The organism is endosymbiont of Riftia pachyptila (vent Ph05) (assembly GCF_000224455.1).
Classification (GTDB): domain Bacteria; phylum Pseudomonadota; class Gammaproteobacteria; order Chromatiales; family Chromatiaceae; genus Endoriftia; species Endoriftia persephonae.
Genome location: NZ_AFOC01000010.1, coordinates 37394 through 52182 on the forward strand (window position 1 = coordinate 37394; position 14789 = coordinate 52182).

The following is a 14789-nucleotide window of genomic DNA, read 5'->3' on the forward strand; positions in this document are numbered from 1 at the left end:
GCCGGGGCGATTTGGTAAGCTCTGCATCCTCAATTAGCCGCCGCACCGAGCACCTTAAGTCACGCCCCATGCAACCCAACTTCATCCACCTCCGCGTCCACTCTGAATACTCCCTGGTCGATGGCATGGTGCGCATCAAACCGCTAGTGGCAAAGGCGGTGGAGCTGGGCATGCCGGCGGTGGCGCTCACCGATCAATCCAACCTGTTTGCTCTGATCAAGTTCTACCAGGCGGCGCTGGGCGGCGGTATCAAGCCGATCGCCGGCACCGATCTGTGGCTCCGCAATCCGGATGATGTCAACAAGCCCTTCCGTCTGCTGCTGCTGGTGCAGAATCTTGAGGGTTATCGCAACCTGACCCGGCTGGTCTCGCGCAGCTATCGTGAGGGCCAGCATCTAGGCCGGCCGATGCTGGATCGGGCCTGGCTCGAAGGCAGCGTGGATGGCTTGATCGCCCTCTCAGCAGGGCGTGACGGGGATGTGGGGCGCGCCTTGCTGGCGGGCAACCAGGCCGCGGCGGAGAGGCTGCTGGCGGGTTGGCTGGAGCTGTTCGGTGATCGGTTCTACCTGGAACTGAATCGCACCGGTCGTCCCGATGAGGAGGCCTATCTGCACGCCGCGGTAGCCCTGGCGGCGGCCCGGGATGTGCCGGTGGTGGCGACCAACGATGTGCGTTTTCTCGCCAGCGAGGATTTCGAAGCCCATGAGGTGCGGGTCTGCATCCACGATGGCCGCACCCTGGAGGATTCGCGCCGCCCGCGGCTCTACAGCGAGCAGCAGTATCTGCGCACCCAGCAGGAGATGTGCGAGCTGTTTGCCGACATCCCAGAGGCGCTCGCCAACAGTGTCGAGATCGCCAAGCGCTGCAGCCTTGCGTTAACTCTCGGCAAGCACTTCCTGCCCGACTTCCCGATCCCCGAGGGGATGACCATCGAGCAGTTTTTCTCCGAGGAGTCGCGCAAGGGGCTGGAGTGGCGACTCGAGCAGTTGTTCGACACTAGCAGCGCCGACTTTGCGGAGATCCGCAAGCCCTATGACGAGCGGCTGCAGATCGAACTCGACGTGATCAACCAGATGGGCTTCCCCGGCTATTTCCTGATCGTTGCCGACTTCATCCAGTGGGCCAAGGACAACGCTATCCCGGTGGGGCCGGGGCGCGGCTCCGGCGCCGGCTCGCTGGTCGCCTACGTGCTGAAGATCACCGATCTCGACCCGATCGAGCACGAACTGCTGTTCGAGCGCTTCCTCAATCCAGAGCGGGTCTCTATGCCCGACTTCGATATCGACTTCTGCATGGATCGGCGCGATGAGGTGATCGACTATGTGGCGCGCAAGTATGGCCGTGATTCGGTGTCGCAGATCATCACCTACGGCTCGATGGCGGCGAAGGCGGTGGTGCGCGACGTCGGGCGGGTGCTCGGCCACCCCTACGGTTTTACCGACCGGGTGGCAAAGATGATCCCCTTCGAGCTGGGCATGACCCTGGAGAAGGCACTGGAGGAGAGCGAAGATCTGGCCGACGCCTACCGCACCGATGAGGAGGTGGGTGAGCTGATCAAGATGGCGCGCAAGCTTGAGGGGCTGGCGCGCAACGCTGGCAAGCACGCGGGCGGCGTGGTGATTGCCCCTGGCCTGCTCACCGACTTCGCCCCGCTCTACTGTGAAGAGGGCGGTGGCAACCTGGTGACCCAGTTCGACAAGAATGATGTGGAACAGGCGGGGCTGGTGAAGTTCGACTTCCTCGGCCTGCGCACCCTTACCATCATCGACTGGGCTCTGCAGACGGTGAATGCTGGGCGCGCCAAACAGGGCTTGGAGCCGATCGATATTAGCGCCATCGACATGGCCGATCCGGCCACCTTCAAGATGCTCAAGCGGTGCGAGACCACCGCGGTGTTCCAGCTCGAGTCCCGCGGCATGAAGGAGCTGATCAAGAAGTTGCAGCCCGACAGTTTCGACGACATCACTGCACTGGTGGCGCTGTTCCGGCCCGGCCCGCTGCAGTCGGGCATGGTCGACAACTTTATCAACCGCAAGCATGGCCGCGAGGCGATCTCCTACCCAGACGCCCAGTATCAACATGGGTCGTTGAAGCCGATTCTCGATGCTACCTACGGCATTATTCTCTACCAGGAGCAGGTGATGCAGATCGCCCAGGTGCTCTCTGGCTACTCGCTGGGTGGCGCCGACATGCTGCGCCGCGCAATGGGCAAGAAGAAGCCGGAGGAGATGGCCAAGCAGCGTGCGGTGTTCAAGGAGGGCGCGGAGAACAACGGCATCGACGCCGAACTGGCGATGAAGATCTTCGACCTGGTGGAGAAGTTCGCCGGCTACGGCTTCAACAAATCCCACTCTGCCGCCTACGCGCTGGTCTCCTACCAGACCATGTGGCTCAAGGCCCACTACCCGGCGGCCTTCATGGCGGCGGTCTGCTCGGCGGATATGGACAACACCGACAAGGTGGTGCCGCTGATCGACGAGTCGCGGCGCATGCAGCTCAAGGTGGAGCCGCCCCAGGTCAACCTGTCCCAGTACAAGTTCACCATCGCTGATGAGAAGACCGTTATCTACGGCTTGGGCGCGATCAAGGGGGTGGGGGAGTCGGCGATCGAGAGCATCGTTCTCGAGCGTGATGCCAACGGCCCGTTCGCCGATCTGTTCAGCTTCTGCCGCCGTATCGATATGAAGCGGGTCAACCGGCGGGTGCTGGAGTCGCTGATTCGCGCCGGTGCGCTGGATGGTCTGGGCGAGAATCGTGCCACCATGATGTTGCATCTGCCGCTGGCCCTGAAGATGGCGGAGCAGCAGCATGAGGCCCAGGAGGTTGGTCAGGATGACCTGTTCGGCATGGGTGAATCGGCACAGGGCGGGGCCGAGCCGGCAGTGGTGCCCGAGGGGGTGGAGGAGTGGGATGACGAGCAGCGTCTGCAAGGCGAAAAGGAGACCCTCGGCCTCTATCTCACCGGCCACCCCATCGACCGCTACGAGCAGGATCGCAAACAGCTGGCCAGCAGCCGTATCGCCGAGCTCTCGGTTGAGAACAACGGCGGTGGAGGCGGCGGTCGCCGGCGCGGTGTGCCGGTGGTGGTGGTGGGGCTGGTGGTCTCCGCCAGCCATCGGCAGACCCAACGCGGCCGCATGGGCACCCTGCTGCTGGATGACAAGAGCGGTCGCATCGAGGTGACCCTGTTCAACGAGGCTTACGAGGCGCACCGCGATCTGCTGGTCAGCGACAACCTGCTGGTGGTTTCCGGCAGCCTCAGTTACGACGAGTACCGGGGTGGCCTCAGCGTGCGCGCCGACAACCTGCTCACGGTGGAGCAGGCGCGCGGACTCTATGCCAGCCACCTCGACCTAAAGGTTGCACCGGTCGCCACCGAGGTGGCCGAATTCCGTCAGCAGCTGCAACAGCTGCTGAGCCCGTTTCTCGGCGGCACATGTGCGATCCGTCTCCACTATCGCTCTGCCACGGCCAGCGCTGAGATCCACTTGGGGGAGGCTTGGCGGGTCAATCCCAGCGACGAACTGCTGCGGCGGCTGGAGCGCTGGCTCGGCCCAGAGGCGATTCGGGTGGTGATTGCCCGGCGGGGTTGATCGGACCCGTCGATCAAAAAAATGTGACATATGTCACATGAGGTGCGTCTAGCGCTTCACAATTTGCGCCGCAAATTGATTAAATAAATTCCTAATCCGCTTTTTATTCCCAAATTCTGCAGTTTGGGCAGGCTGAATGACGCTCGTTTGTGCATTTCAGATTATTCCCTGAGAGGCGGTCTCTGCTGTGCTTGATCCCAGGCGGCAGCAGTCGACGCAGGTACCATTTCGATTCATGGAAGGCATGGATATGATCGCCAGCTGGAAACATTACCGATGCACCCTCCTGCCCATTCTGTTGCTGCTGGGGCTGTGCTTTCCGACCATGGGTGGCACCCAGCCACTGGGCTACCGGTTGTATGCCTCTGCCGATCAGTTTGCCAACCTGCCTCAGCTTCAGCGGATCGATCTGAGTGGGGTCAGCTCCGTTGCCGAGGTGGAGGCACTGGCTGCCGAGGCGGCGGTTGCTACCGGTGACCTTGCGTCGGGCCAGCGGGGTCTGCTGCTGCTGGTCGGTGAACGCATCAGTGCGGGGGTGGATACGGCGATCACCCAGGGCCAGGCCGATTGGTGGCAGGCCAGCGCCGAGACGAGCCAGGCGTTGGTCGAGGCGTTTCTGGCCCGTTATGCCGGGCTGGGTGGTCAGCTCGACCTGCTTAGCATCGATTCCAGCAGCGATCTCTCGGTAGCGGGGCTCTACGCCCGTGGTCTGCTGCAGGGCGACCCTGACGCCTATTTTAATCGCCTGACCGTCAGTCCTGGCTTTGTGCCGCTGGCCGAATCGATCGGCCTGAAAGATGCGTCTGCGCTGCTAACAGCGGGCCGCAACGGTGAGGCCCATCCCACCTGGGACCGGCTGATGGGCCGCCGCAGCGCCGCCTGGCTGGCGCAGGTGGTGGTGACGCCGCTACAGCGCTGGTTTCCCGCCGCCCAGGTCTCCGTCCAGGGGTTCTACGATCAGAACGCCGCCTTTGCGGTCGCCCCGGTCTGGGGCCGGCTTGCCAACCCTGCTGCCCAGGTCGGCACACATCAGTCACAACTGCTGCTGGAGGGCGAGCCCAACCCCCTCTCCGGCAACCAGAACGCCCCCTTCGACAGCCTTAGCGACGCCATCGACCGGTTGCGCGGTATGGCGCTGGCCTCGGACCGGCCGATCCATCCGCTGCTGGAGGGGAGCCTGATCTTTGGCAGCGACAGCCAATCGGTCAGCCAGGGTGGCCTCTTCTACCGCGAGCTGATCCTGCACGCCGGCCTGTCCGGGGTCAGTGACTACCTGGCCGGGCATAGCGATCTGCAGGATGATCAACTCCTCTCCGCAACCCTGAGCGAACTCCAGCAGCGGTTGGGTGCGACGGGCAAAAGGGCCCGCATCGACAGCCTGATCGAGCGCGCCCGCCCCTTTATCATCACCAGCGCCGGCAACCCCGGTGAGCGCCTCTGGCGCGTCACCCCGCGTCCCCAGCCGGGGCGGGCGGCCCAGCAGATGGCGCTTAGCGACTACCCGGCCCTGCTGAGCTGGGATGGGGTCGAGCTGCGTCTGCCCGCCGCGCTGCTTCCGGTGGATGGCGACAGCGCCGGACTCTGGCTGGAGGAGCGTCCTGGGCTGCAACTGGCGCACTGCGAGGGGGTGACCGAGGGACGCTACTGCCTCGAATACAGTGGCCAGGATGATCCCCAAGGCGCTCCGGCCCTGGCGCTGGCCGGTGATCTGCCGGCCTCGACCGCCGCCAGTGGCCGCCAGCAGCTGCTCGATTGGGACTGGGGGCTGGGCGGTCCGGATGCCGGTGTTGGCCGGGACGGCTTCTCGCTGCGCTGGATCGGCAGCCTCAACCCGGGCGCTGGCATCTACCGTGCTGAGCTCGATGCCGACGATAAGGTGCGGCTCTGGCTCGATGGCACACCGCTGATCGACGCCTGGGACGCCCCATCTCCGCAACGTACCCTGGGTAGCTATCTCACCCTGTCCGAGGGCTATCATCAGCTGCGCCTCGACTATCAGGACCTGAGCGGCGAGGCAGCGTTGGGTCTGGCGCTGGAGCGGGTCGGCTGCCTGCAACCTGGCGGTGGCTTCTGCCTTGAATATTTCGACGGTGCTCAGTGGCTCCCTCTAGAGCAGGCGCAGCTCCAGATCAGCGACAACGGCCTGCGTTTTAGCCTCGGCGATCTGCCCGTGGGAGTGGCGGCGGATGGCCTGCTGCTGCGCTGGAGCGGCTCCTTCGTGTTCGCCCAGGGCGACTACCAGTTTATGCTCAGCCATGGCGCCCGTGAGCTGAAGCTGTCGCTGGATGGTCAGCCCCTCTACCAGGGCAGCAGTGATGGCGGGGCAGTGGATGCCATGCGCACCGCTCATCTTAGCCAGGGGGACCATCTGCTGGCGCTGGAGTACCGTCTCGGTAGCAACGCCTTTCTCTCCCTCGACTGGCAGCCGTTGGGCGCTGAGCTGGTCAATTGTGCTTCAGTGCCGGCGGGTGAGTTCTGTGCCGAGTATTTTGCCAACCGAAACCTGGAGGGTGATCCGGCGCTGGTGCGCATTGACCCACAGGTCAACTTTGACTGGGGCAACGGCAGCGCTGATGCCAGCCTGCCGCGGGACAACTTCTCGGTACGCTGGCAGGGTGACTTCCAGTTTGATCAGGATGGCAGCTACAACTTCCAGGTACGGACCGACGATGGCTTCCGCCTCTGGGTTGACGGTGAACCGGTGATCGACAGCTGGCATGGGCAAGCGCCGACCCTCCATCAGAAGAGCCTCTGGCTGAAGGCGGGCAGCCACCGCATCCGCGCCGAATATTTTGAGGCTGGCGGTGGCGCCGTGGCCGAGCTGAGCTGGGCCGCCGCCGTCGGCTGCGGGGCGATTCCCCAGGGGCGCTTCTGCGGTGCCTACTACGACAACCACGACCTGGCCGGTGATGCGGCGCTGGTGCGTGAAGATCAACAGATTGCGTTCGAGTGGCAGGACAAGGCACCCGCCGGCGGACTGGGCAAGGATCACTTCTCAGTCCGTTGGTTGGGCGAGTTCCAGTTCGAGGCGGGGGAGTACAACCTCCACAGCTACACCGATGATGGGGTGCGGGTCTGGATCGGTGATCGGCTGCTCATCGACTCCTGGCAGCACGGTGGCCGCATCAACCAGGTGGTCACGCTGCCGGCGGGGTTGCAGCGGGTGCGGGTCGAATATCGGGAGTGGGGCGGCTGGGCCCGTGCCCACGTCAGCTGGGAGCTGGGGCAGCGCTGCGAGTCGGTGCCAAACGGGGCCTTCTGTGGCGAGTTCTTCAACAACCGCGAACTGACTGGGCTGCCGGTCCACGCCGCCAATGTGCCGGCCATTGATTTTGAGTGGAAGGGTGAGTCGCCCTTGGCGGGGGTGATCGGCAAGGATAACTTCTCGGCCCGCTGGCAGGGGGACTTCACCTTCACCGAGGGCGACTACCGCTTTATCGCCCGCACCGATGACGGGATGCGGGTGTGGATCGACGATGCGCCGATCATCGACTCCTGGAAGCCCCAGGCCGCCACCGAGTATTTCAAGGATCTGCATCTGGCGGCTGGCAGCCACCGGATCAAGGTCGAATACAAGGAGCATGGCGGCTGGGCCACGGCCCAGTTCCATTGGGAGCAGCGCCACCCTTGCGGCGGCGTGCCCAGCGGCGCCTTCTGCGGCAGCTACTTCAACAACGAGCAGCTCCAGGGTGAGCCGGTGCGTCAGGAGCAGACGCCGGCCATCGCCTTCGACTGGGGCCGGCAGCGGCCGATGCATGGGGTCAACCCCGACCGCTTCTCGGTGCGCTGGGAGGGCAGTTTCAACTTCGACGGTGGCGCCTACCGCTTCACCAGTGATGTGGATGACGGCATTCGGCTCTGGATCGACGATCGCCAGGTGATCGACGCCTGGAGCATGGATTGGAGCTACCGCGGCAAATACAGCCGCCTGCTGCGTCTCGCCCCGGGGCTGCACAAGATCCGCATGGAGTACCGCGAGGCCTGGAGCGACGCCCGGGCCAATCTCCGCTGGGAGGCGGTGCCCGGTTGCGGCACGGTGCCGAGCGGCCAGTTTTGCGCCGAGCTGTTCCACAACGAAGAGCTGCAGGGCGACCCGGTGGATGGCTGGACTGAGGCGCAGATCGCCCACGACTGGGGCAAGGGGAGCCCGGACAATAGCAAGCGCACCGACCGCTTCTCGCTGCGCTGGCAGGGCGACTTCACCTTCGAGGCGGGGGCCTACCGCTTCGTCAGCGATGCCGACGACAGCATGCGGGTCTGGATCGACGGCGAGCCGATCATCGACAGCTGGGATGGGGCGCGCAAGTGGCCGCTCTACGGCAAGCAGCACCGGCTCTATCGGCTGACGGCGGGCAGCCATCGGGTCCGGGTGGAGTACAAAGAGCGCTGGGGCAGTGCCCGCGCCAACTTCCACTGGCAGCGGGTGGCGGGGTGCGAGGCGGTGCCGAGCGGGCGTTTCTGTGCCGAGTTCTTCGGTAACAAGGGCCTCACCGGAGCACCCAGCGAGGGGCGCGTCGACCCGGCCATCAACTTCGACTGGAAGAGGGGCGCGCCGATCGACGGGGTCTGGAAGGACAACTTCTCGGTCCGTTGGCAGGGCGATTTTCTCTTCAAGGCGTCGGGCTACCGCTTCATCGCCACCGGGGATGACGGTATCCGGGTGTGGGTCGATGGGCGGCTGATCATCGATGGCTGGCGCCATCAGCGGCCCACCGAATACCGTGCCATGCTGCCGCTTACAGCGGGCACACATCGCATCAAGATGGAGTACTTCGAGAGCGGTGGTGGTGCTGTCGCCAAGCTGCGCTGGGAGGAGACCGCCGACTGTTCGCAGGTGCCGGAAGGGCAGTTCTGCGCCAGCTTCTTTGCCACCACCGACCTGAGCGGCGATCCGGTGGATTCGCGGCTCTACGACAAGATCGACTTCGACTGGGGCAGCGGCAACCCGATCGTAGGGGTAGGGGCAAACAAGTTCTCGGTTCGCTGGGAGGGGGATTTCCCATTTGCCGCCGGCACCTACCGCTTCAAAAGCCACTTTGATGATGCGATGCGGGTCTGGATCGATGGCGCGTTGGTGATCGACGCTTGGGATCCAAAATGGAGTTGGTTCGGCAAACGCCAGGTCTTGCGTCGTCTGAGCGCGGGTAACCATCGGATCAAGGTCGAATACCGCGAAGGCTGGGGCAACGCCAGTGTGGGCCTGCTCTGGGAGACCGCGCCCAGCTGCGACGCGGTGCCCAGCGGTGAGTTCTGTGGCGAATACTTCCCCAATCAGGATCTCTCCGGCGAGCCGCTGGAGGCGAGTCTCGATCCGGCTATAGATTTTGATTGGCAGGGTGGTGGACCCAGCGAGGCGCTGAGTCACGACAAGTTCTCTGCCCGCTGGCAGGGTGACTTTGAATTCGAGGCAGGCTACTACCGCTTCCGTAGCGATGCCGATGACGGCTTCCGGGTCTGGGTGGATGGCGATCTGATCATCGATGCCTGGAAACGCAGCTGGCCCTGGTACGGCAAGCAGCGCACGCTACTGAAGCTGGAGGCTGGCNCCCATCGGGTCAAGGTGGAGTACTACGAGGCCTGGGGCAAGGCTAAGGCGAAGCTGAGCTGGAGCAAAGCCCCCGACTGCTCGGTGGTGCCGGAGGGGCGTTTCTGCGGCGAGTTCTATGAAGAAATGGGCTTCAAGGGGGGGCTGGCCGACACCCTGGAGGTCGATAGGCTCGACTTCGACTGGCCAAATCTGCCGATCGACAACATTGAGCACGACACCTTCTCCGACAAGTGGGTGGGGGATTTCGCCTTCGAGGCGGGGCTCTACCGCTTCTCGGCGCTGGCCGACGATGGGGTGCGGGTGTGGCTCGATGATGAACTGATCATCGACTACTGGAACCAGCAGAAACCCACCGAGTACCGGGCGGTGCGTCAACTGACCCAGGGCAAACACCGGGTCCGAGTGGAGCACTTCGACGGTTGGGGCGGTGCCGTACTGAAGGTCAACTGGCAGCCGATCGATGACTGTTCCCCGCTGCCGGTGGGGCGTTCTGCGCCGAATACTACAACCAGGGTGACCTGAAGGGGCCGCTGGCAGATATCCGCCAGGAGCCGAAGATCGACTTCGACTGGGGCGGTGGCAAGCCGCTAGGGGTGAAGGGGCGTGACCACTTTTCGGCGCGCTGGAGTGGTGCATTCGACCTGCCGGCGGGTGAGTACAGCTTCACCAGCCGCACCGATGACGGGGTGCGGCTGTGGGTCGATGACCAGCTGCTGATCGATGCCTGGCGGCCGATGGCGCCGACCGAGTATAGCCAGCGAGTTTTTCTCGACCAGGGACGCCACCAGATCCGGATGGACTATTTCGAGGTCGGAGGCGGTGCCGTAGCCCAGCTGGTCTGGCAGGCGGACCAGAGCGGTGCGCCCCAGGCGCCGGCAGGGCTGGAGATCACCGAGCAGGGCCATCAGGGGGTGACCCTGGCGTGGCAGCCCCACGACCTGATTGGGCGCTACCATGTCTATCGCGATGGCCGGCTACTGGGTAGTGTCGATGCTAATGACTATTGCGATACCCAGGTCGAGGTTGGTCAGGCCTACCGCTATGCGGTGAAGGCGGTCTGGCCCAACGGCACCGAGTCTCCCGCCAGCCAGGTTGAATTGACGGTGCCGGACACCATCCCCCCCGGCGTGCCGGGGGCGTTGCAAGTGACAGCACGGAGCAACGACAGCATCGCCCTCAGCTGGGGCGCGGCGAGTGACAATATCGCGGTGACTGGCTATCGGCTGCTGCGCAATGGCGAGCCGGTGGCGACGGTCAACGCGACCCGCTTCACCGATCAGGGTCTGCAGAGCTTCAGCCACTACAGCTATCAGGTGATCGCCCTGGATGCGGCGGGCAATGCCTCGCCACCGACCGCCGCGCTCACCGTCACCACCGATGACGGCACCCCACCTTCGGTCCCGACCGGGCTGAGTGTACAGCCCACTGATGCCACCTCGATGCAACTGAGCTGGCAGGCCGCAACCGACAACGTTGGGGTCAGTGGCTATCAGGTGCTGCGCGATGGCAAGCTGATCGCCAGGGTGGCCAGCACCAGCTACAGCGACCAGGGGCTGGCGGGCAGCAGCCGCTACCGCTATCAGATCCGGGCGCTGGATGCGGCGGGCAACCTCTCCAGTGCAAGTCAGGTGGTGGAGGTGCGCACCGGTGACACCGAGGCCCCGACCACCCCCTCCAGCCTGCGCGCCGAGCTGCTGGGCAACCAGAGCGTGCGCCTCAGTTGGGGGGTCTCGCGGGACAACCAGGCGGTGAGCGGCTATCGGGTGATCCGCGACGGCCGCCTGATAGCCACCGCGATGCAGACCGAATACACCGACAGCTCCGCCGAGGCGGGCCTCAGCTACAGCTATCAGGTCAAGGCGATCGATGCAGCGGGTAACCTCTCCGCGGCTTCGAACCCGGCCGATGTCAGCCTGGCCGCGGCCTGCGCCGCCACCGAGTCGTTCTTCGTGCGCGAGGTCGCCCCCCATCTGGAGCGCTGCGCCAGCTGTCACAACCCCGGCGGTCTCGCCCATATGACCCGCTTCGTGCTCCATCAGGGGACCGATGCGGCGAGCCGTAACCAGAAGGTGGTGGTGGATGCCGCCAACCAGCTGGGTGGCGCGACGCTGCTGGAGAAGAGTATCGGCACGCGTCCCCACGGCGGCGGTGCGCCGTTTGGTGATGCCCAGAGCCTCGCCTATCGCAACCTGGCGGAGTTCCTGCGCCAGCTGGACGATCCGGCCGCCTGCGGCGGTTCGGCGCCGACTGTTGGCGATATCCCGGTGGCGGCGTTGGTGGGCAACTGCGCCATCTGCCATGGCAGTGACGGCGTCAGCGGTGGCCCGGCGATGCCGGCCATCGCCGGGTTCGATCGTGGCTACTTCGTGCGGGTGATGAACGACTACCAGAGCGGCCGCCGCCACGCCAGCATGATGGATCGGGTCGCCAAGGGCTACTCGGCGGATCAGATCGCGGCGATGGCCGACTACTTCGCCGCGCTGCCGCAGAGCCAGATCAGCCAGTCGGTCGATGCCAACCTGCAGCAGCTTGGTCAGCGTCTGCACCAGGGCGAGTGCGAGAGTTGTCATACCAACAGCGGCCGCGACAACGGTCTGACCGGGGTGCGTCTGGCGGGTCAATGGCGTCCCTATCTGGAGGCGGTGTTGAGCGACTATCTGGCGGATCGCAGTCAGGCCCCCACGGCGATGCGCGGTGGTCTCGACCAGGCGCATCGTGTCGATCCCCAGGCGGTTCAGGCGTTGGCCCACTTCTATGCCGGTCAGGCGGCCGATACCCAAGGCCCGGACCAGCCGGTCGATCTCGCCCTGGCGGCCACCACCAACGACTCGCTGACCCTGACCTGGACCGACGCTGACGACAACTGGCAGGTGACCGGCTACGAGATCTACCGTGATGGCCAGTTGATCGCCACGACCCGCTGGAACAGCTTCACCGATACCGGTCTGCAACAGGGTAGCTACCGCTACCAGATCCTGGCGCTGGATGCGGCGGGCAACCGTTCGAGTCGCTCCGGCAGCCTGAACCTGACCCTGCAGCGCGACGCCAGCGCCCCCGATGGGGTCCGTCTGCTCGATCCCCAGGCGACCCTACGCAAGGCGAGCCTGCTGTTGTTGAACCGGATACCCACGGCGGCGGAGCGGGCGGCGGTAGACTCCGACGAGACTCTGCGCCAGACCCTGCGGGGGATGATGGCGGGGGACGCGCTGCATGGCTTTGCCGAGCGGGCGGGGTTTGAACGCTTCCTCAGTAACGGGGCCGCCGGGCTCTACGGGAGTCGGGGCCTGAGTCGTGACGACTATCCAGCGCTGACCGGGTTGAGCCGGACGGAGCGTGGCCAGTTGCACGATGCGGTGCGCCACCAGCCGGTCCATCTGCTGAGCTATATCGTCGATAACGAGCGCCCCTGGAGCGAGATCGTCACCGCCGACTACACCATGGCCAATCCGATCATCGGCCGGGTGATGGGGGCCGAGCCGATCTCTGGCAGTTTTGCGGGCGAGGATCAGTTCGTGCCGGCACGTCAGGCGCGGATCTCGGCACGCATCGACAAGCCCTTCCCCCACGCCGGAGTGTTGACCACCCATGCCTGGCTGTCGCGCTTCCCGACCACCGACACCAACCGCAACCGCCACCGTTCGAAGTCGGTCTTCAAGCAGTTCCTCGGTATCGATATCGAGGCCCTGGGGCAGCGCCCGTTGGACGACAGCAACAACGGTGACTTCCTGGTGCCGACCCTGGAGAGTCCCGCCTGTCTGGTCTGTCATACCTCGATGGACCCGGTGGCAGGTGCCTTCCAGAGCTGGGGCACGGCGGCCCGCTACCAGCAGAACTTCAATGGTAGCCAGGGCGACCGGGACTCCCTGCCGCGGGCCTATAAGTCGGCGGATTTTCCACCCGACCACAACGGCCTGCTCTGGTATCGTCCTGGCGATGCTTGGTACCGTGATGCCCTGCCTGCCGGTTATGGCGACCAAGTGATGCCGGGGGGGCATCGCGGCTACGGGGCCGCGACCGAGGTGACCGACAATCTGCTGCAGAACCCTGGTGCGGAGCAGGATGTCGAGGGCTGGGTGGTCGATCAGGGGGTGCTGCTGGCCAGTCAGGCGGCGGGTTGTGGCACCATCCCCGCGCCCTATAACGGCAGCCAGCTGTTTATGCTCGGTGGCTGTGGTGTGAGCGAGCGCCAGACCCTGGTCCACCAGGATCTCAGCGTGGCCCGCCACGCGGCGGCCATCGACGCCGGTCAGGTGCAGGCGATCTACGGCGCCCAGCTGCGCGACAAGGGGTGGTCTGATCGTCCCGAGGTCTATCTGGAGTTCCTCGACGCCCAAGGTGGGTCGATCGGTGTCAGCAACCGGTTGCGCAACCAGCGTCCCTACTGGCGGCGCTATACCGAGACGGTGACCCTGCCCAGGGGCACCCGCACTATCCGCTATTGGATGGCCGGGCTGCGCCGTTCGGGGAGTGTCTCGGATGTCTATATCGACGCCACTCAGCTGCGTCTGCAACTGCCGGCGGTGAATAGCCGCGAGGCGGGGGTGAACGGTAGCCTGCAGTGGCTGGGATGGCATCTGGTGGCGGACCCCCGCTTTGCCAAGGGTGGCGTCCACTTCTGGTATCGCGCCCTGTTCAAGCGTGACCCGCTGAGCGCGCCGATGAGCAGCACGGTGGATGACTACGCCACCCGGTTGGCCGCCTACAACCAACAGGACCGGTTGCTGGAGGAGATCGCCGGCCAGTTCGTTCGCGATCAGGGTCATGGCCCCTTCAACGTCAAGGATCTGCTGGTCGAGCTGGTGCTCAGTCCGCTGTTCCGCGCCGCATCCGCCGATGGGCTGGATGCGCAGAGCCGCGCCGAACTGCACGATCTGGGGATGGCGCGGCTGCTGACCCCGGAGGAGCTGAACCACAAGCTGCTGAGCCTGACCGGCGAGGATTGGTACTACTTCCGCGATGGCAATGCCTGGCGTACCCAGCAGGGCAAGTTCTATGGTGGTTTCGATGGCGGCAGCCTGTTGAGCCAGCCGAACAGCCAGATCAACAGCCTGATGGCGACCATCCCGGAACGGATGGCGATGGAGCTGAGTTGCAACATCGTGCGCCACGACTTCGCCCGACCGGTGGCGGAGCGGCTGCTGTTTGGCGCGGTGGAGGCCGCCGACACCCCCGATCTGGATCAGCTGAGCGGCAACAATCTGTTGGTCAATCCGGGGGCGGAGCAGGGGATGGTCGGTTGGACCCTGGCCCAGGGTACGGTACAGGTCTGGCGTAACGGTGAGCGGATCGGCGGTTGCCGTGGTCCCGGCACCGATGCTGGCGAGAGCTACTTTGTCGTTGGTGGTATCTGCTCTGGGCAGAGCGCCATCGGCGAGGCCTATCAGGAGGTCGATCTCAGCGCCCAGGCCGGGACCATCGACCAGGGTGGGGGCCGGGTGCTGTTTGGCGCACGTCTGCGTCCCTGGTCGCGCAACAACGATCGCCCTGAGGTCTTCGTCAGCTTCCATGCCGCCGATGGCAGTCAGCTGGCCGAGAGCCCCCATCTGATCGGTGAGCAGAGCCGCTGGCAGCAACAGAGCCGGTTCGTTGCGGTACCGGTGGGAACCCGCCGGGTGCGTTTCCATCTGCTGGGGGTGCGCACCAATACG

3 protein-coding genes are annotated in these 14789 nt (G+C 65.0%); all 3 read left to right on the forward strand.

Going from position 1 to position 14789, the window contains the following annotated elements; all coding sequences use genetic code 11:
* The first annotated feature begins 68 nt into the window (after window positions 1-68).
* The gene (gene dnaE / locus RIFP1SYM_RS02765) at window positions 69-3593 is read left to right on the forward strand and encodes a DNA polymerase III subunit alpha (RefSeq protein ID WP_039959631.1); all 3525 of its coding nucleotides are present in this window, start codon (window positions 69-71) and stop codon (window positions 3591-3593) included.
* Between the two features lie 1483 nt (window positions 3594-5076).
* Complete coding sequence (locus RIFP1SYM_RS02770) at window positions 5077-9663, forward strand: PA14 domain-containing protein (protein WP_476756433.1); 4587 nt, start codon at window positions 5077-5079, stop codon at window positions 9661-9663.
* Window positions 9664-9680: 17 nt separating this feature from the next.
* The coding region (locus tag RIFP1SYM_RS02775; RefSeq protein WP_240991998.1) for a fibronectin type III domain-containing protein at window positions 9681-14789 on the forward strand (5109 nt) is incomplete at its 3' end.